The sequence below is a fragment of the Prosthecobacter sp. genome, from assembly GCF_044236155.1.
Lineage (GTDB): Bacteria > Verrucomicrobiota > Verrucomicrobiia > Verrucomicrobiales > Verrucomicrobiaceae > Prosthecobacter.
In genome coordinates, this window is record NZ_JBIIHA010000003.1 from 54731 (window position 1) to 73987 (window position 19257).

Annotated in this window: 11 protein-coding genes and 1 pseudogene; 7 read left to right on the forward strand and 5 right to left on the reverse strand. The window is 61.7% G+C overall.

Annotation, left to right across the window (positions count from 1 at the left end; genetic code table 11):
• Positions 1-131 precede the first annotated feature (131 nt).
• A complete protein-coding gene (locus ACILSE_RS04050) occupies positions 132-1034 on the forward strand; it encodes a DMT family transporter (RefSeq protein WP_395716072.1) in 903 nt (300 codons plus the stop codon).
• 6 nt (positions 1035-1040) lie between these two features.
• On the opposite strand, the gene ACILSE_RS04055 is transcribed toward ACILSE_RS04050, so the two are convergent.
• On the reverse strand, positions 1041-4649 hold the full coding sequence (locus ACILSE_RS04055) for a PVC-type heme-binding CxxCH protein (RefSeq protein ID WP_395716073.1): 3609 nt from the start codon (positions 4647-4649) through the stop codon (positions 1041-1043).
• A gap of 102 nt (positions 4650-4751) precedes the next feature.
• Here ACILSE_RS04055 and ACILSE_RS04060 point away from each other — a divergent pair, with 102 nt between their 5' ends.
• On the forward strand, positions 4752-7649 hold the full coding sequence (locus ACILSE_RS04060) for a M28 family peptidase (RefSeq protein ID WP_395716074.1): 2898 nt from the start codon (positions 4752-4754) through the stop codon (positions 7647-7649).
• Between the two features lie 33 nt (positions 7650-7682).
• Here ACILSE_RS04060 and ACILSE_RS04065 read toward each other — a convergent pair whose 3' ends face one another.
• On the reverse strand, positions 7683-9224 hold the full coding sequence (locus tag ACILSE_RS04065; RefSeq protein WP_395716075.1) for a DUF1549 domain-containing protein: 1542 nt from the start codon (positions 9222-9224) through the stop codon (positions 7683-7685).
• A gap of 138 nt (positions 9225-9362) precedes the next feature.
• Here ACILSE_RS04065 and purD point away from each other — a divergent pair, with 138 nt between their 5' ends.
• Positions 9363-10613 carry a phosphoribosylamine--glycine ligase gene (purD, locus tag ACILSE_RS04070; RefSeq protein WP_395716076.1) on the forward strand — a complete coding sequence of 417 codons (1251 nt, stop codon included), beginning with the start codon at positions 9363-9365 and terminating at the stop codon, positions 10611-10613.
• 262 nt (positions 10614-10875) lie between these two features.
• On the opposite strand, the gene ACILSE_RS04075 is transcribed toward purD, so the two are convergent.
• On the reverse strand, positions 10876-12288 hold the full coding sequence (locus ACILSE_RS04075; RefSeq protein ID WP_395716077.1) for a DUF362 domain-containing protein: 1413 nt from the start codon (positions 12286-12288) through the stop codon (positions 10876-10878).
• Between the two features lie 68 nt (positions 12289-12356).
• Between ACILSE_RS04075 and ACILSE_RS04080 the strand changes: the two genes are divergently transcribed.
• The 3 genes and pseudogenes from ACILSE_RS04080 to ACILSE_RS04090 all read left to right on the forward strand — a co-directional run bounded on the left by ACILSE_RS04080 (position 12357) and on the right by ACILSE_RS04090 (position 15487).
• Entirely contained in the window at positions 12357-13055 is a 699-nt protein-coding gene (locus ACILSE_RS04080; RefSeq protein WP_395716078.1) for a M23 family metallopeptidase, read from the forward strand.
• Between the two features lie 52 nt (positions 13056-13107).
• Positions 13108-13629 (forward strand): hypothetical protein, encoded by a 522-nt coding sequence (locus tag ACILSE_RS04085; RefSeq protein WP_395716079.1) that lies wholly within the window; start codon positions 13108-13110, stop codon positions 13627-13629.
• Positions 13630-13752: 123 nt separating this feature from the next.
• Positions 13753-15487, forward strand: a pseudogene (locus ACILSE_RS04090) (MBL fold metallo-hydrolase).
• Here the strand turns inward: ACILSE_RS04090 and ACILSE_RS04095 are convergent.
• Positions 15488-16999 (reverse strand): hypothetical protein, encoded by a 1512-nt coding sequence (locus tag ACILSE_RS04095; RefSeq protein WP_395716080.1) that lies wholly within the window; start codon positions 16997-16999, stop codon positions 15488-15490.
• A 20-nt stretch (positions 17000-17019) separates the two neighbouring features.
• A complete protein-coding gene (locus ACILSE_RS04100) occupies positions 17020-18579 on the reverse strand; it encodes a PA14 domain-containing protein (protein ID WP_395716081.1) in 1560 nt (519 codons plus the stop codon).
• 116 nt (positions 18580-18695) lie between these two features.
• Here ACILSE_RS04100 and ACILSE_RS04105 point away from each other — a divergent pair, with 116 nt between their 5' ends.
• A complete protein-coding gene (locus ACILSE_RS04105; RefSeq protein ID WP_395716082.1) occupies positions 18696-19247 on the forward strand; it encodes a hypothetical protein in 552 nt (183 codons plus the stop codon).
• Positions 19248-19257 lie beyond the last annotated feature (10 nt).

Here is a 19257-nt window from a genome sequence, read left to right on the forward strand (position 1 = left end):
CGCTGTAAAAGCGGCGCGTGCCATCTGGCATGCCTGACCCAACGGTTTGAGGAACCTGCGCCAAGCGCGATCATCATTTCAAAATTCAATCAGACATGATGCCCGAAGGTAGCCCTCAGACCGGCGCCTCCATGAGCACTCACACCACCGAACTTCAACACCATCCCCGGCGTGGCACGCTGGCGATGCTCGTCTCGCTCACCTGCTTTACCGGCAATGCGCTGCTGCTCAAAGTGCTCGCCTCCATTCGCAACGTGGATCCTTGGATGTCGCTCACATTTCGCGCAGGACTCGGCTTGCTGGTCACCATCGTGCTCTTTGCCCCGGCGGGGTCATTGCGTTTGCGTCGTTCGTTCCAGAGCTGGCTCCTCGCGTCGCGTGGCGTGCTGGGGGCGCTCGGCACGGCGGCTTACTACATCACCATCGGTCCGCTGGGCGCGGGAAAGGCCACGCTCATCGGCAACACGTGGTGCGTCTTCGCTTCCATCATGGCGGCCTTCGTTTTGCATGAGAAACTCGGCGTTGTGAAGGTCCTGGGCATTCTCCTCGCGCTGTTCGGTCTCGGACTGCTCACCGGCATGACGCCGGGCACGCTCACACAGTTCGGGCACGATGAGATGATCGCGCTCATCGGCGCTGTGCTCGCGGCGGCAGTCGTCGTCGTGATCCGCCAGCTCACACGCACGGAGACGAGCGCCACCATCTTTGCCTCGCAATGCGTTTACGGCCTGCTGCTCGGTGTTCCCTTTGCGCTCATGCATTTCACCTCGCTGGGCTGGATGGATATCGTGTTGCTCTCCGCGGCGGCGATCTGCGCCACGTTCGGCCAACTCGCCATGACGGAGGGCTTTCGCTATCTCTCCGTCGCCGCCGGGGGAGCGTTTCAGAACACCGTGCCAGTCATCATCACGCTGTGCAGCATCAGCCTCTTCGCCGAGCCCTTCAGCACGCCACAGGCCATCGGGGCCGTGCTCGTCCTGTGGGGCAGCTTTCAAACCGTCGTCGGTGGCAGGACGCAGAAAAAGACCGCCTGATGCGCGCTACTTTGCCAGCTCATCCTGCGTCCAGAACACGGCGCGTCCGGCTGTGGCGTCACGCACGGATTTCACCTGGGCTGGCGTGACCGCCGGAGCCTTGTTGCTGAAGTTCGATCGCACATAGCTGAGCACGTCCGCCATCTGCTGGTCATCCAGGCCCATCGGCGGCATGGGCAAAGGCGCGAGTTGCTTGAATTCCTCGCCGTTGACGCGGATCGGCCCGCTCAGACCGTGCAATAGCACCTTGATCACGCGGTCGGGATCTCCTTTCAGCCAATCGCTGCTGATGATCGAGGGATAAATGCCCGGCAGGCCTTTCCCCTCCGGCTGATGGCAGTTCAGGCAAAGCGCGTCATACACCAGCTTGCCCGGATGTTCGACCACCGCGGCGGCGCTGGCGATCTGCTTCACATAGGCCGCCTGCTTCGCATTGCCGCCGAACGTGAGACTGGCCAGCACCGGCACAAACTGCGGCTTCAGGCTCTTCACCACCTGCTTCAAGGCGTAGTCGATGAAACGGTCGGTCGGCTTGTCGAGCGCCTGCACGGCCACTTCGACGGCCTGCGGCTTCAAAACATGCGCGCAGGCCACCACGGCCTCCAATCTCACGCGTGGATGCTCATCGCGCACGGCGGTGGCGAGGAGTTCGAGCGCGTTCGGCAGTTTCGCCGCCGCACGGGCACCGTAGGCACGCACACCGGCGTCTTTGGCCGCGAGCAGTCGCTTCACGAGTTCGGCATGCGTGGCTTCATGCGATTCAAAAATGCCGCTGACCTGCATGAGCACGCGTTCGTCCTGATTTTTCGCGATGAAAGCCTCCGCCGCCTTCAAGACCTCCTCCGCAGGCAGATCGAAGAGCAGACGCTTCGCCTGATAACGCGTCCAACGCTCAGGCGACTTGAGTTGTTCGAGCAGTTCGGCCGGTTTCATGTCCGCCAACGCTGGCTGTTTCACCAAAGGACGGCCTTTCGCCGTGATGCGCCAGATGCGGCCGTGCGTGCGGTCGCGGCGTGGATCGGCGTAGCTGGCCTGGTAGTGGCCGATGACGGGATTGAACCAGTCGCAGAGATACATCGCGCCATCCGGGCCGATGCTCACATCCACCGGACGGAACGACGGATCGCTCGACTTCACCAGCTTCGGCAACTGCGTGCTTTTGAAGCCAGCGCCGTCGTCTTCGAGGCGATGCAGCTCCACCACGCTGCCAAAATAGCCGCCGATCAAGGCGCAGCCCTGGATGTCATCCGGCAGCGCCTTGGTGCCGATGAAGTCGAGGCTGTTCGTCTTCGGATTCGTATCAAAAAGAGCGCCTGTGGGATGATATTCATCGGGATCAGGCAATGCGACGAGACCCGGCACGCTGTAGTAGCCGACGGGCCGGTCACCGCTTTTATGGAAGACCTGCAAGTGGTCGTCAAAGGCCACGCCCCAGCAGTTGTGGCCCGCCTTGCCGCCATTGAAGTAGCCTTCCATCTTCTGCGTGCGCGGATCGAGCCGCCAGACGCCTGCTTTGTCGAGTCGTGCGAGGCCGTGCGCCGTCTCCACTCGGGAGAACGCATGCAATCCCTGCGTGAACCACAGCGCACCATCCGGGCCGTGGCAGATTGAATTCGCGAGCTGATGCGTGTCGCCGATGCCGAAGCCGGAGAAGAGCACCGTCTTCTCATCCGCCTTGCCGTCGCCGTTCGTGTCCTTCAGATGCACAATCTGGTCGAAGTCACACACGTAAACGCCGCCCGCGCCCGGCTCCACGCCCTGGACCATCGTGAGGCCTTCGGCAAAACGCGTCGATTTGTCCGCCTTGCCATCGCCGTTCGTGTCTTCGACCACGAGGATGAAGTCCGAAGGCTTCACGCCGGGAACGGTCTGCGGATAGGTCGGCGAGCACGCGACATAAAGCCGACCGCGCTCGTCCCATGAGAACTGCGTCGGCTTCGCCACGCCTTCCGTTTCGGACGCGAAGAGATTCATCTCGTAGCCTTCCGCCACGGTGAAACCCGCCATCTGCTGCTCCGGCGTGAGCACGGTCTCGGTGACGACTTTGGGCTCCGGTTTTGGCAGATCTTCCACCTTCTCACCTTTCGCCAGCGCGTGAATGCGTGCGTCCATGGCCGCGATCATCGGTTTGCGCGCCTCGAAGCTCTCCCGCAAGGAAGGCGCATCCTGCGCCGGCTTGCCAAACATCTGCGTAACGCGGTCGCCATACACGAAGGACCAGTTCGCCGGACGCCAGCAGTCAAACCACAGACGGTTTTTCTCCACGATCATATTTCGCAGCGCCGACAGGTCATCCGCGTCGCTGCATGAGGCTCCGAGCTGCTGGGCGATCTCGCGTGCCACCACGCGCAGGCCTTCGGCGTTCAAGTGCAGGCCATCATCGGTGAGACGCGGCTGGTTGGCACCGCGAGCGGAGAGCGGCGTGAACAGATCGACAAAGATCGCGCCGCGCTGCTGCGCCACTTCGCGCACAGCTTCGGCGTATTTCTTCACATCCGAGTTCCTCAGCCGCAATTCGGGTGCATGGGAGGCCAGCGGCTTCTCGAACGGCATCGGTGATACGAGCACCAGCCGCTGTGTCTGTGCCGCGAATTGATCGAGCAGCCGATGATAGGCCGATTTGAACTCCGCGAGGCGCTTCACACCGTCAAAGGCCTCCACCTGGCCGAATTGAGCGATCACGATGCCTGCGCCCGCCGCGTCGAGCTGCGCCTTCCAGTCGCCGAAGTTCAAATCGCGCCACTGCTCATACACCGTGTCGCCTTCCCAAGCCATGGAACGAAATCGCGGCTGCTGCGCGGCAAATGCGGTGCCCAGCACGGACTCCAGCTCACCTGCTTTTTGATCGCGCACGAGATTCTCCTGCCCCGCAAAAACGATCACCTCGTCTTTTTCGAGGGCGAACTTGCCATCCTTGAACGACTCGCGCTTCACCACGTTCGCGCCCGGATTGCCGAAGCGGTTCAGCACGTCCTTCTCCTCCGGCACCATCGCGTCCGGCAGCGTTTCGATGGTGATGTTGCGGAAAGAGATCTGCGCTTTGCACTTGCCGTGAATTTGCAGGGCGATGAGGCCTTTCAGGTCGATGCCCGGCTCGCGCTCGGTGTAGTCCACGGTGCGGACGCCGTTCACGAAGAGCTGGATGCGCTGCTCCTCGGCGCGGATCATGTATTGGTTCCATGCGCCTGGCTTCTCCGCCTTCTCGACCAGTTCCTTCGCCGGCTGGGCGAGCATCTTCTTCCGCCGCGACTCGTCATAAAGGCAGCCGGAATAGCCCGCGCCGATGTCGGCCTGAAAGCCGCTCATTTCATTCGGCGGCTGCGGGATGCGCACGCTGCGGAACTGCACGCCGCCGTTCACAAAGCCCTCGGTGCCTTCCAGCTTGTATTCGAGCTTCAGGATGAAGTTTCGATACACCTTCTTCGAGGTCAGGAACTCGTTCTGCGGGTTGCCTTCCAGCGAACCGCCGACGATCACGCCATCCTGCACCCGCCAGACCTTCGTCTTCTCGCCGTCCCAGCCGTTGAGCGTCTTGCCGTCAAACAACGGCACAGGCTCCGCAGCGGCGGTGGACAGGAAAGGCATGACGGCGAGAAAAAAGAACAGGCGCTTCATGAGGATGGGGTTTGGGGGTGGGATCAAACGCGGGTCAGGCGGCTGTGCATGCTCAAAGTTTCTGCAAACATCCCCGACAGACGTATGTTCTTTCCCCAAACCATGCGCTCCTTGCTTTTCGTCCTTTTTGCCTCCGCCGCCTTCGCCCAGACCGAGGCCGATTTCATCACAAACCCGCGCCAGCTCACCTTTGAAGGCCGCCGGGCCGGTGAGGGCTACTTCAATGCCGATGGCACGAAGATGATCTTCCAATCCGAGCGCGAGGAAGGGAATCCGTTTTATCAGATCTACCTGATGGACCTCGAAACGGGTGACCAGGAGCGCATCTCCCCCGGCATGGGCAAGACGACCTGCGCGTGGATTCATCCAGACGGCAAACGCGTCCTCTTTGCCAGCACGCACACCGACGCGAACTCGAAGAAGCTCCAAGAGGCCGAGTATGAAGAGCGCAAGAACGCCAAGGTGCGCAAATACTCCTGGGACTACGACGAACACTACGAGATCTGGGAATACACCCTCGCCGACAAGAAGCTCAAGAACCTCACCAACACCCGTGGTTACGATGCTGAGGGCGGTTGGTCGCCCGATGGGAAGAAGATGGTCTTCGCCTCGAACCGCCAGGCTTACGAAACGAAGCTCAGCAAGGAGGACGAGGAGCGTCTGAAGATCGACAAGCAATACTTCATGGAGATCTACACCGCGGATGCCGACGGCTCGAACGTGAAACGCCTCACCAACGTGCCCGGCTACGACGGCGGGCCGTTTTTCAGCGCCGATGGGAAGCGCATCTGCTGGCGTCGCTTCACCCCGAAAGGCGATGTGGCCGAGGTGTGGAGCATGAACGCCGATGGCAGCGATCAGAAGCCGCTCACGAAGCTCGGCGCGATGAGCTGGGCGCCCTATTTTCATCCCAGCGGCGAGTATTTGATCTTTACCACGAACCTCAACGGCTTCGCCAACTTCGAGCTCTACATCGTCGATGCCGCCGGCAAGCATGCGCCCGTCCGCGTGACGAGCACGGATGGCTTCGATGGCCTGCCGGTCTTTTCGCCCGACGGTAAAAAGCTCTCCTGGACCAGCGGACGCGCCAGCGGCGGCCAAAGCCAGATTTTCATCGCGGATTGGGATCACGATCATGCGCTGAGTGTCCTCGGGCTGAAACCGGACCCACAAGCACCGATCCCGACCCCGCAGGCACCCGACTTTGCGCTGACCACAGGCGATATCAGGGAAGCCGACTTGAGGCAGCATGTGACCTACCTGGCGAGCGATGCCCTGGGCGGCCGCCTGACCGGCACAGACGGAGAAAAACTAGCCACCCAGTATTTCGCTGATGCCGCCAAGCAAATCGGCCTCGCGCCCTTCGGTGATGACAACACCTACTTCGACAACTTTGACTTCACCGCGGGCGTCGCACTTGGTGAGGGCAACAAGCTGGCCCTAAGCGGCTCGGAACTGAAAGTGGAGCAGGACTGGAAGCCCCTCTCCTTCTCCCAAAACGGCGAAGTCAAAGCCGCCAAGATCGTTTTCGCCGGTTACGGCATCGAAACGCCCGAATCCGCCTCCATCGAGACCTATTCGAGCTACGCGCATCTCGACGTGAAGGACAAATGGGTGCTCGTGTTCCGCTACTTGCCGGAAGGCATCACGCAGGAGCGGCGCAATGAATTGAGCCGCTACTCCAGCCTGCGCTACAAGGCGCTCACAGCCCGTCAAAAAGGCGCACGCGGCCTCATCGTGGTCAGTGGGCCGAACTCGAAAGTGGTGCAGCAGCTCGCGCCGATGACGTTTGATGCCTCGCTGGCCTCCAGTGGCATCGCGGCCATCAGCGTGACCGATGCGGTGGGCGATAAACTGCTCGCAGGCACCGGCAAGACGCTCAAGGAGCTTCAAGACAAGCTCGACACTGGCGATCTCATGGGCGGCATTGACTGCAAAGGCACGCTCGCGGCCAACATCGTCATCCAGCAGGAGAAGAAAAAGGGCCGCAACGTGCTCGCCGTGCTGCCTTACGGTCAGCAGCCCGATCCACACGTCGCGCCGCTCATCGTCGGGGCGCACATTGATCATCTCGGCAGCAGTGGTGGCTCCAACTCGCGTGCGAAGGGCGATGAGGTGAACAAGATCCATCACGGAGCCGATGACAATGCCAGCGGCGTCGGCGGCGTACTCGAAATCGCCCAGTGGCTGGCCGATTTGAAGAAGCAGGGCAAACTCACGCTGAAACGCGACATCATCTTCGCCGCGTGGAGCGGTGAGGAGCTTGGATTGCTCGGCAGCAATCACTTTGTCGAGGCCTACGCGGAGATGATCAAGGGCGACGCCAACGCGAAGCTCACCGGCATGTTCGCCGCATGCCTGAACATGGACATGATCGGCCGTTTCCAGAAGTCGCTCGTGCTCCAGGGCCTCGGAAGCAGTTCGCTGTGGGCGAAGGAGATCGAAAAGCGCAATGCGCCCATCGGTTTGCCGATCACGACGCAAAACGACGCCCATCTGCCGACCGACAGCACGGCGTTCTATTTGAAAGGCATCCCCACGCTGAACGCCTTCACCGGATCGCACGCCGATTATCACATGCCGAGCGACACCGCCGACAAGATCGACTACCCGAACGCCGCGAAGATCACCAAGCTCATGGGCCTCATCGCCCGGGGCATCGCCACCGCCGATGCCGCGCCCGATTACATCGCCATGGAAGCGCCGAAGAACTCCGGCGTGCGCACCGGCCTCCGCGCATACCTCGGCACCATCCCCGACTACGCCCAAGGCGATACCAAAGGCGTGAAACTCAGCGGCGTGTCTCCCATCGGACCTGCGGCCAAAGCTGGCGTGAAAGCCGGTGACATCATCATCAAGCTCGGCGGCAAGGACATCGCGAACATCTATGACTACACCTACGTCATGGGCGATCTCAAAATCGGCAAAGAGACGACGATCACCGTGCAGCGTGATGGGAAGAGCGTGGATTTTAAGATCACGCCGGGATCACGGGATTGATCGGGAGAGGCGACGACTCGTCGCCTCTCCATATCACGGCCTGAACATGAACTCCCGCGTGTTCAGCAGGGCCCAGGCGACATCTTCGTCCGAAGCAGCCCCGCGTGAGATCACCGCGGACTCATCGTGAGTCGGATTGCGTCCGAGGAACTCCAGAAACATGTCTTCGGCACTTCTGGCCTTCGCGGTTGCTTGAGCGACAAGCTCGTCATTCATCATGAAGCGAACGAGTTCGTGTGAGATGGGCGTGAGGCTTTCATCCGTCCATTCACGCGTGCCGCATCCGAGCATGCGCAGCGGATGGCCAGGCTTTGGCACTTGCGGGATTTGCAGGTCAAACTCACCGGAAACCACCTTCCAGATGACTTCGGAGGGCAGGCGGCGTATTTGCGGAGCTGGAGCGAGGTAGCAGCCATTCCAATCGGTGTTGTAGTCGATGCCGGAGCGCTGATAGGCTTCGGTGCGAGCGAGAATGCGCTGAAGTTCACCCAGACGGCCACCGCAGCGGAGAAACTCCTCAATCAGAACCTTCGTGCCTTGGGTGAAATCGGCGGGCGAGTTGATCTCGAGTCCGACCCAGGTGGATTGACCGCGTGGTGTGGCGCTGAAGCAGTCGTTGCTGACGTTGTTCAGGATGGGTTTGCGGTGAATGCCATGCCACGGCGGCGCGTCATCCACGCCGCCAATGGTTTTGTCCACCATCTGTCCGGGCATGCCAAAAAGACTGCTCCAGACCCGCAGCGAAGCCACCAGGGCAAAGCGACGGCTTTCCTCCTGCTCGACCATCCAGCGAGTGACTTGCGTGCGTTTGTCCTCGTTGTCGTTGAGCATAGGACGCCATGCCCGGCTGATCCGAGGCAAGCTGGCTTGCACGATGCCGCCGGGTTCTCCATCACGGTAGAGATAGTCTGAGGGAAGCCTCATCTCGTTCTTGCCTGCGAAACAGGCCGCAAATTCGTAGCATTCACGCTCGGTGTGGTCGTTGAACGGATGATCGTGGCACATGGCGCAGTAAAGGTCCTCGCCGAGCACGGTGTAAGCCGTCTCGACGGCCGAGCGGATGGCGTCGCCCTGATCCCGCTGAAGCATGCGACCACCGCCGATCATGTGGGTAACGATTTCTGCATAGGGCCGGTCCTGCGCTGTCGCCGTGCGCAGCCAGCCGATGGTGGGATCGCCATCCTTCACGCGAAAAGCCTCTGCCAACATGCGGAAGCGAACTTCGGCGGCTCCTGGCTCGCGCACCAGCGCGTCAGTGAGCTTGGCGCGTTTGTGTGGTGATGGGTCTGCTAGAAAGGCACGCGCCTCATCCGCTCGCGGCAGTCTTCCGGCCAGATCAATGCAGGCACGGCGCAGGAAGGCGGAGTCATCTGCGATCTCCGGCAGGCACGGAAGCGCGGGGGTGTTCTTCCACTTCTGGCGCTGTTCTTTGATCAGTTCGTAGTCGTGCATGAGCGCACGGTCCAGGTTTGCCGCCGCCAACTGGACACTGTCGGGAGGCGTGGTGATGTTCGACGTTTCCGCTTCAGGAGTGCAGGCGGAGAGGAGGACGCAAAGTCCGAGGACGCGTTTCATGCCGCCTTCAACGGGCGAAGCGCCTCGCTGGTTAGAGTTGCCTTGTTGCGTTTCGACAAGAGCCGTCCTGTTTCGCAGGAACAGGACAACCTTCAGGAGGCTTGCACCCGGGTTTCGGCACGCTAAGGAACGCGTCCCATGAAAATCCTCGTCACAGGCAAAGGCGGGCGCGAGCACGCGCTCATCACGGCTCTCAGCGCATCGCCGGAGAAGCACCAGCTTTTCGCATATCCCGGCAGCGATGCGATCGCGACGCTGGCGACCTGTGTGAGTGTGGCTGGACTGCCTGAGCTGATCACCTGGATGAAACAGAATCAGATCGATCTGTGCATGGCGGGCGAGGAGGCGCTGCTGGTGAAGGATCGCGGTCTGGCAAACCTGTGCGCCGAGGCGGGCATTCCGTGCTGGGGTCCGCTGAAGGAAATCGCGCAACTGGAGGCCTCGAAAGGCTTTGCGAAGAAGTTTTTGAAGCGCCATGGCATTCCGACAGCGGATTTCACGATCTGCGCGAACGCCGCCGAGGCGAAAGCCGCGCTGACTGAGACACCGATCGTGTTGAAGTTCGACGGACTGGCCGCTGGCAAGGGCGTGGCCGTTTGCACGTCGAAAGCGGAAGCGGAGCAGTTTGTCGATGACGTGATGGAGAAGCGTTGCTTCGGCGCAGGCGATCTGCTGGTCGAAAAATGCCTCACCGGGCCGGAGATCTCGGTGTTCGCGTCGGTTTGCGATGATTCGTATCAGATCCTCATGCCTGCGCGTGACTACAAGCGCATCCGCGACAACGACCAGGGGCCGAACACGGGCGGCATGGGCGCTGTGGCGTCGCTGGAACTCGCTGAACCGGCGCTTATGCAGCGCATCGAGCGCGATATCGTGAAGCCCACCGTCGAAGGCATTCGCAAAGACGGCCTGCGCTACCGTGGCTTCCTGTATTTCGGACTCATGCTCACGCCGACGGGGCCGCAGGTGATCGAATACAACTGCCGCTTCGGCGATCCCGAGGCCGAGGCCGTGTTGCCGATGGTACGTGGTGATTTCGCCACCTATGTGTTCGAGGCGGCGAAGGGCAATCTGCAGCCGGAGCTGATTCAGTTCGCACCCGGCTGGAGCATCTGCCTGATCTCGGCCAGCGCCGGTTATCCGGCCTCATCGCACAGCGGCGATGTGATTTCCGGCCTGGAGAATGTCAGCGGAGCGCGCGTGTATCACTGCGGCACGAAAAAGAATGCGGCAGGCCAGTTTGAAACGAACGGCGGCCGTGTGCTCGCCGTCGTGGCTCAAGGTGCGACGCGTGTTGAGGCGCGTGAGAAAGCGTATGCCGAAAGCGTGAAGGTCACGTTCGACGGGCTGCAACGGCGCTCGGACATCGGGAAGATGCACTTTGAGTGATTGAACGATCCTGAAGGGATCGGAGAAATTAGCCAGGGGTCGCAGACCCCTGGAATGATGCAAAGTCACCTTCAGTTCAAGGTCGCATGCCGGAGGTATGCGAGAAGGGTGCGAGGAGTCATTGAACGCCTCTTGCATCCCTGCCGGGATGCGAACTTGGGAAGAGATTGACCCTTGTTGTCCGGGGGTGGCGTTCGCTTCGCGAACTTACCCCTGGCTAATTTCTTTGATCCCTCCGGGATCGGATTTCGCGGCTCATTGCTCAGGCTGACTGGATCTTCGCCAGTCGCTCATCACTTTCCAGATGCCCAGCCCAGCCGAAGTGGCAGCGGAACTCGTAACAGTTCTTCATTTGCTCGAAGGGGCCGGTCCATTCGGGTTTGTTGGATGACACGGTGATGTCGGACGGTGCGAAGCCGGTGATGGGAAGGCGATTGAGCGTAAAGGCGTCGTTAAGGAGGCGGGTTTTCTTCCAATTGAAGCCCATGAGCTGGGCGGCGACGCAATCGACGGCCACGGGATGCGTTCCAGCCATGATGACACCGCTTTCGACGGGATCGCAGGACATGGGGCCATCGCCATCGCCGCCGATGATGCCATCGACGATGGTGAGGTAGCGGAGAGGCTTCTCACGACGGCGGCCGCAGCCGTCGAAGTAGAAGAAGCACTTGTGCAGGTCGATGATCATGCGCCAGGCAGTGTTGTTGCCGTGCCAGTTGCCGGAACGGACGACTTCCTTGGTGTCGCCAAACACGACGCGGCCGAGCTTCTTCAGCGGGACGAAGAGCTTTGAGAGAAAGTGGCGGCCAAAGAGGATCTTTTTGGCGGCGCGCATGAGCGTGCCTTCAAGAGCACGTTTGGCGGTGGATTCGGCGAATTGGTCGCCACCTTCCGCCGGTGTGCCTTCGGTGTGTCGTGGGAGCCAGTTCGTGCGCGGCGTGGTGCCGACGAGATTCTTCAGCGCGACGGTGAGGCCCACTTTTTTGTGCGTCTTGAGCTTCGGCACATTGATGAGCACGTCTGCATTCATCGGTGTACGGCAGATGCGATACTCGTGATGCGGATCGGTGTGCTGGCGGTTCGTGGTGGCGAAGTCGTAGCTGGCTCCGTAGAGCTTGCCGAGGCCTGGGTGGCCGATGAACTCGCTGTCGGCATCGAGATGGATGTCCACCGCGCCGGAGGGATCGCTGGAGAGCTGGCGTTTGGCGATGGTGACACCGTCATCGATCGTCCACTCCTCGCAGCGCATGTCGAAAAGCAGAAACGCGACGCCGGGGAACTCCAGCGTCAGATCCGTGATCATCTGATCGAGCTGATGGAGGCGGCGGATGGTGTCGAAGGACGAATCACTCTGCGGTGCATCACACAGCGTCACAGAGCCGCGTCCTTGCAGCTTTTTCGCCGCCCAGCGGGCGACTTCACGCACAACGAGCGGATGGGTGATGATGGTGAGCCAGCCGTTTTCGTCCTCGGGTTTGCTGGCGTTGTGCTCCTTGACCCAGTTTGGTTTGATCACGACACGCTCGCCCGGCTGGATGAAATCATCGGGCAGGTTCAAGGCGTCGATGGCATCTTCGATCTGCCGCCGCACGGCAGAGGCATCGTCGTACGAGGCTTTGCCGTGCATGACGGCGACTTGGGGAGAACCAAACTGGGAGGGGGCAAGCGTGTTCACGTGAGAAAGGCTATTTACCGGCCGAAGGTTCACTTTGCAATGCCGCGTGCGCCGTCAAACGTCCGCCCATGAAGAAAGCCGTGCGGACCATGAGCCTGATTCTGACCTTCGCACTCGCGGCGGCGGTCATCTGGGTGATATGGCAGCGGATCGGGCCACGGCTGGAGGATCTGCCGGCCTCGGCGGTGACGCCCAAGCCGCTCGATCCGGCATTTGTCCGCCTGAAGCCGCGAGAAACGGCCACGCTGCCGCTGGCGACTAGATTCGACATGCCGCTGGGCTCGGAACATGGCGCGCTGACCTACAACGCACGCGGTTTTCGCATCGAAAGGCATCTTGGCGACGATTTAAACGGCATCGGCGGTGAGAACTCGGACCTGGGCGATCCCGTTTATGCGGCCGGAGCCGGACGCGTGATCTATGCGGGTGTGCCTAGCGCGGACTGGGGAAAAATGATCCTCATCGCGCATCGTCTGCCGGAAGGTGACGAGCTAGGGCCGGTGGTGCAGACGATGTATGCGCATCTGGAATCCATCCAGGTGCGCACGGGGAAGAATGTGCGGCGCGGCGAAGTGATCGGCACGGTGGGGACGGCGCCGAGCGCGAATTTCGCTCATCTGCATTTCGAGGTTCGCGTCGGCCCGCAGGTGAATCCCGGTCAGGGGTATGCCGACACGGCACTGAACCGGGTTTCACCAGAAAAGTTCATCGAGGCACGACGTGGGGCGCAGGCGGCGGTTTTGAATCCCGCGCCGCAAAAAGATTGAGAAAACAAAAGACCGTTTGAAGGAACGTAATTCGCAGCCGTCATTTCCACCAATGCGCCAGCCCTGCCTGCTCTGCCTCATCCTCCTGCTTGTCCCGCAGGTGTGGGCGCAGCCGTCTTCCAAGTCAAAAAAGCCGGCGATCAACTGCGAAACAATCTGCGCGGAGCTGTTTGCCGCGATCCGGGCGAATCCTGACAATCTCTCGATGCGCCTGGAGGAGGCGCTGATCATCAAGGAATCCTGCGCCGCCGAGCTGGTGACCACAGCGATCACGGCGGTGAATGCTGAACCCGCGATGGTGCGGAAAATCCAGGAGACCGCCCTGGAGATCGCCCCCGGACGCCAGGCGGTGATCGCGGCAGCGGTGCGCAATTACAAGGCTCCGGTCGTGGCCGCCGCGACGCCGGTGGTGGTCGAGGAAGTCCGCCGCGCGGTGCTGCCGGAAGTCGTGACAGCCAAGGCCGGTCCCGGCGAGGAAATCCGCCGAGCCCAACTGCCGGACACAATGGTGGCGCAGCAGGCCGTTCCTGCTCTGGATTTGATGAACGTGCCGAAGGCAAGGCCGCTGAAGTAAACTCCAGGCCTTGCAGCCGTTGACGGCGCATGACGCAGCGGGCAGAATCTACCCATCATGACACAGCCCGTGCGAGTGCAGTTCTGGGGAACACGCGGTTCCATTGCGCGACCGAAGCAGGAGATGCTGCGCTACGGCGGAAACACGTCCTGCGTGCAGGTGACATCACCAAGCGGCACGCAGGTGATCATCGACTGCGGCACAGGCGCGCATGATCTCGGGCAGCATCTGCTGGCGCATACACAAGGCGCGCCGCGCGGTCACATCCTCATCAGCCACACCCACTGGGACCACATCCAGGGTTTTCCGTTTTTCGCGCCTTTGTTCGTGCGCGGCGGGCACTGGGACATCTACGGGCCGGCGGGGCTCGGCCAGTCGTTGCGCGAGACGCTCGCCGGACAGATGCAGTACAACTATTTCCCCGTCACGCTGGACGAGCTGGACGCGAACATCCGGTTTCACGACCTGGCCGAGGGTGAGCTGCAGATCGACGACATCCGCATTCGCACGCATTATCTGAATCATCCAGCGCTGACGCTCGGCTACCGGCTGGAGATGGGCGATGTGAGCGTGGTTTACGCCTGCGACCACGAGCCCTACTCACATGTGCCGGGGGCGAATCCCGCGCTGCACGAGGACGACCGCCTTCACGCCGAGTTTCTGACCGGCGCGGACCTGGTGATCCATGACGCGCAGTTCACGGCGGCCGAATATCCTGCCAAAAAAGGCTGGGGCCACAGCCCGGTGGAGTTTGTGACCGAGATCGGGCGCATGTCTGGCGTGAAACGGCTCGCTTTCACGCATCATGACCCCCGGCGCACGGACGATGCGATTGACGAGATCGTTGAATCCGTGCGCGCCGACTTGAAACAGCGCGGATCGACCATGGAGGTGTTTGGCGCGGCTGACGGGCAGATCGTCGAGCTGCAGAGTGCCGAGATCAGACATGCAGGAAACGGCTCTTCCTCCAAATCGGCCGACGCGCCCGCGATCAAGGAGTCGCTCGTCATTCTCGGTGTCGCTGACGCGGGCCTCGCGGTGACGCTCGCCGAGGCGGCCTCCTCCGAGGGCGTGCGTGTCGCGCATGTCAGCGATGGCGCGAGCACGTTGAAGCTGGCGCGTTCGTCTCCACCGTCGTTGCTGCTCGTCGAGGACGAGCTTCCGGACATCGACGGGTTAAGCGTATGCCGCAGCCTGCGCATGGACGGCGACCGCCGTCTTTCAGACGTGCCCGTGGTGATCGTCGGAAGCCAGGAGGAGACCCGCGAAGGCATGAGCGCCGGCGTCACCGGGTGGCTGACGAAACCGTTTTCCACCCAGTATGCGCGCGCGCAAATCCAGGCATGGCTCATGCGTTCCGCGTGCCGTTGGATGCGAGCGCCGCTGCCCTCGGACGAGAAGGACCGCCTCGCCGCGTTACACAGCCTTGCCTTCCTCGACACGCCGCCGGATGAGCGCTTCGACCGCATCACCCGCATCGCCGCCGCGCTGGCCGACGTGCCGATTGCCACCGTGTCGCTCATCGACGCGGAGCGGCAGTGGTTCAAATCATGCATCGGCCTCGATGCGCGAGAAACCTCGCGCGAGGTGGCCTTCTGCGCGCATGTGGTCGTCAACCGCAAGCCCGTGATCGTGCCCGACACGCTGCTGGACGATCGTTTCGCCGGCAGCCCGATCGTCACCGGTGATCCGCGCATCCGTTTCTATGCCGGTTTTCCCGTTTTCCATCAAAAACGGCAGCTGCATGGGAACGCTATGCCTCATCGACACGCGTCCGCGCCAGTTTTCCGACGTGGCGATCCAACGCTTTGCCGATCTGGCGAGCATGGTGGAGCAGGAACTGAACGCCGGGGAGTGATTACTTCCCCGGAATCTCGTTGAGCGTGTAATAACCGACCGTGTGAAGCAGCGGCAGCTTTTCAGCGCTGCGGACGCCATCGAGATGCAGTTCGTGGATGTGGCCCTTGGTGAGCGGCGAGATGGAAAGGCGCACGGATTTGCCGTCTTCGGCGACTTTCGCGGCGGTGATCTTCGGAATGATCTCGTCGATCTCATCGCCGCCGTATTGCTCGCGATACGCGTAGGTGAATTCGCGCATGGAGTAGCTTTTCACGTCGCCGGCGGCCGCCGGATCGACGGGCTGGGTGAAGGTGAGCTCGAAGCCATCCGGCTTCGCGCGCATCTCATGCACCTCGAAGGGCGTTTTGCCGGTCCACTCGCATTTTTCAAAGCAGAAGGGCTTCCCGCCACGCGCGCCCCAGCCGCGATCACTGCCGCCGACGAAGACACGGCCTTCCTCGTCCATGCGTCCGCCAATGAGGCCGCTTTTGAAGCCGCCGCGGAAGGGAAACACCACGCCCTGTTTGATGCCGTTGACCGTTTCGAGGAAGACACGGCTCAGATTGCTGTGGGACTGGTCGGCGATGAAGAGCTGCTTCGAGAACGGTCCGAATTTCCCGCCGCTGAGGTCGCAGATGATGGCGCTGGCGCTGTTGCCGATCTTTCCATGCACAAGATAGACGGCCGGCGGGAGGAGCTGCTTGATGCGCTCACGTTCCTTGACCATGCGGCCGGGGTCGCCGCCGGGACGATCTTCCTTGCGGCCACGATTGCCTTGGAAGGCCTCGGGGACTGGATCAATCGGCCTGGGACCCATGTTTGGCGCGAGATCATACCAGATGTTCCCACCAGGATGACCTTGGAAGGAGCCGGGGACGAGATGCTGCAAGGTGCAAGAGCCATGCCACGGCCCCTGGTTGTCGCAATAGTACGCCTCGCCATCCCCGTCGAAGCCGATGCCGCCGGGACTGCGCACACCGGAGCAGGTGGGAACCATGGTGCCATCCGGCTTGATGCGCAGCGCCCAGCCGCGAAAAGGCACCTGGCTGCTGAAGGAGCCGGTGAGGCAGAGCGTGACCCAAAGGTCACCCGCTTTGTCAAAACGCGAGCCGATGGCATACTCGTGGTAGTCGCCGGAGACGCCCCAACTGTCGTTCACGCTCTCGAAAACGTTCGCGCGGCCGTCGTTGTCGGTGTCTTTGAGACGGGTGATCTCGTAGCGCGTGGTGGCGTAGAGATTTTTGTCCTTCGGATTGTAGGCGATGCCGAGCACCTCGTGCAAACCAGAGGCGAAGAGCTTGTAGCTTACATTTGACGGATCGCTACTGCCCGCGCCGCTGACGATCCAGATTTCACCGCGACGAGTGCCGAGCGCGAGCCTGCCATCCGGCATGAGATCGATCGAGCCGACCTCGAGTGCGGTCTCCTTCGGCGTTTCAAAGGTGGTGATCTTGTAGAAGTCAGCTTCGGCAGGATCAGCAGCCCAAAGCGAAGGACTGACGGCGAGGAGCAGGGAGAAGAGGCGTTTCATGGAGTCGTCGCGGTGAAAGTTTACTGCGCCCACTGGTAGGTGATGGTGAGCGTGCCGGCTTTGGCGGGAATCACGAGGTTCATGCCGGCGATCCGGGCATCCGCGGCGGTGATGCGGTATTTTTGCGGGCCTTTGAAGGTGAAGACGCCGTCCTTGGCATCAAACGGACCGCTGGCGATGCGATACCAGGCGTTCGCGGGCAGTTTGCCGGTGATTTTGACGGTGCGCGTGAGCTTCGCGTTGCCGTCAGGCTTGTTGCCATTCCCTTCAACGGTGAACGCTTCTTCGACCTCGGCCTCGTGCCAGGTGTAGCGGAAGGTGGGGAAGCGTTTCGTGTCGAGCGAGTAGCCTTTCCACGCAAAGCCTTCGTAGCGCTTCGTCTTGTCCCACTTCGGCCACTCGGCATCGGGTTTTTCGGTGATGAAGAAGGCGGGCGTAACCTCTCCGGTGGGCTGGAAGACATCATAGCCGAGCGGCTTCTCATGACCGCCGCCGCGTGAGTTCCAATGACGCGCGGCGTCCATGAACGCGCCGCGCCAGATCAGCGCGAGGTTCATGCTCTCGGCGCTCCAGGCGATATTGATGCCGCCAGGATAACCGACGCCGATGCCGCGATTCCCCGCGCCCTGGATGAAGTTGCGGTAGATGACGGCCTCATCCTTCACGACGAGCGGGATGGGCTCGAACTCCTTCTGCTTCTTCGCGCCGCCCTTCCAGTTCGGGTGCAGCCACTTTGACAGCGGCGTGGTCTGGAAGTCGCTGCCTTTCCACGCGGCGTACAGCTCGATGTTGCCTGCGGCCTGAAAGTACTCGAGGCGGAACTCGTGCTCGCCCTGATCGAGCGTGACGCCCTTCTCCTTGATGTCGCCGGCGGGATGGATGCCATCGTAAGCCACGACCTCCTTGCCGTCGATGAGGATGCGCGCACCGTCGTCACTGGAGAGGAAGAAGCGGTAGGAGCCCTTCTTCGACGCGGTGAGTTTGCCGGTGAAGACGACGCCAAACTCGTTTTTGTAGTCGTCGAGCTTCACGGCGATGAGGTTGTCATCGACCTTGCCCTCACGGTGAGGTTTGAGCTTCGAGAAATCAGGGAGCTGCTTCCAGTCGCCGAGGTAGAGGGCGAACTGGAGGTCTTTGAGTCCCTCGCCGGGTTTCATCACCTTCATTTCGCCACGCATGGTGAGTGCGTGACCGGGGAAGGTGCAGACATAGGGATAGGTGCCGGGCTTTTCGGGCGCGGTGAAGCTGAGTTCCTGCTTTTCATGCGGATTGAGCATCTTGGAGTGCGCCCAGATGCGCGGGTCGTCCGGCAACCAGTTGCGCTTCAGCGCCTCGTCGGGCTTTTCCATCTGCTTGAGCGCCATGGCGGCGATGTCGGTGCCTGGCTGGCAGAAGACGAGGTTGTGCGGAAGGTCGTCGCCGTTCTCGAAGAGGATTTTCACCGGCTGACCGGGTTGGACGAGCAACTCGGCGGTGTCGTATTTCATCTGCGCCGTCATCGTTTTGATGGTGAAGGCGGCGGGGTCGGCGGCACGGACGCACGTCAGGGCGAGGCAGAGGGCAAGCAGGGGGCGGATCATCGGGGGGGCGCGATTTACGAGGGCTTTTCAGCCGGTCTTGCGGGGAAAGAGCCGTGAACGGACGATCTGTCCACTTTGGGCTTGGCGGCGGCGGCGGAATTTGGTTAGCTGGACGCATGAGCGACCGCACCTGGCACCTCCTCAAAGCCTCTGACAAAGATATTTTCGGCCCCACGGACCTCGAGACGCTGCGCGGCTGGGCCGCTGACGCGAAAATCTCACCGCTCGACAAAATCTCCAGCGACGACCGCCTGAGCTGGCAGCGCGCGCCGATGATCCCGGAGCTGCAGATGGACCTGCTGGTGCAGATGCCGGACAATTATCTCTACGGCCCGACAAACGTGGCGACGATCCAGGAATTCCTCGCCACCGGCGAGATCGACGAGAACGTCACGATCATCAACTGCCTGGACAACACCGAGTCCCGCCTCTCCGAGCTGGGCTGGTTCAAGGCCAGCCCGCACCAGGTGCGCAGCGCGTCCACGACGCTGCTGGGCACCCAGCGGACGGATGACAAGAAGCTGCCCGGAGACGCGCAGCAGCAGTCGCGCATCGGCACGCTGGAGCGGCAGGTGATGGACCTGCAGCGCGTGGTGGACGAGTGGCAGCAGGCTTACAACAGCCTGCGGCAGCAATTCATCGAAGCCACGGGGCGCGACCCCGTTTGAGACGCGGACC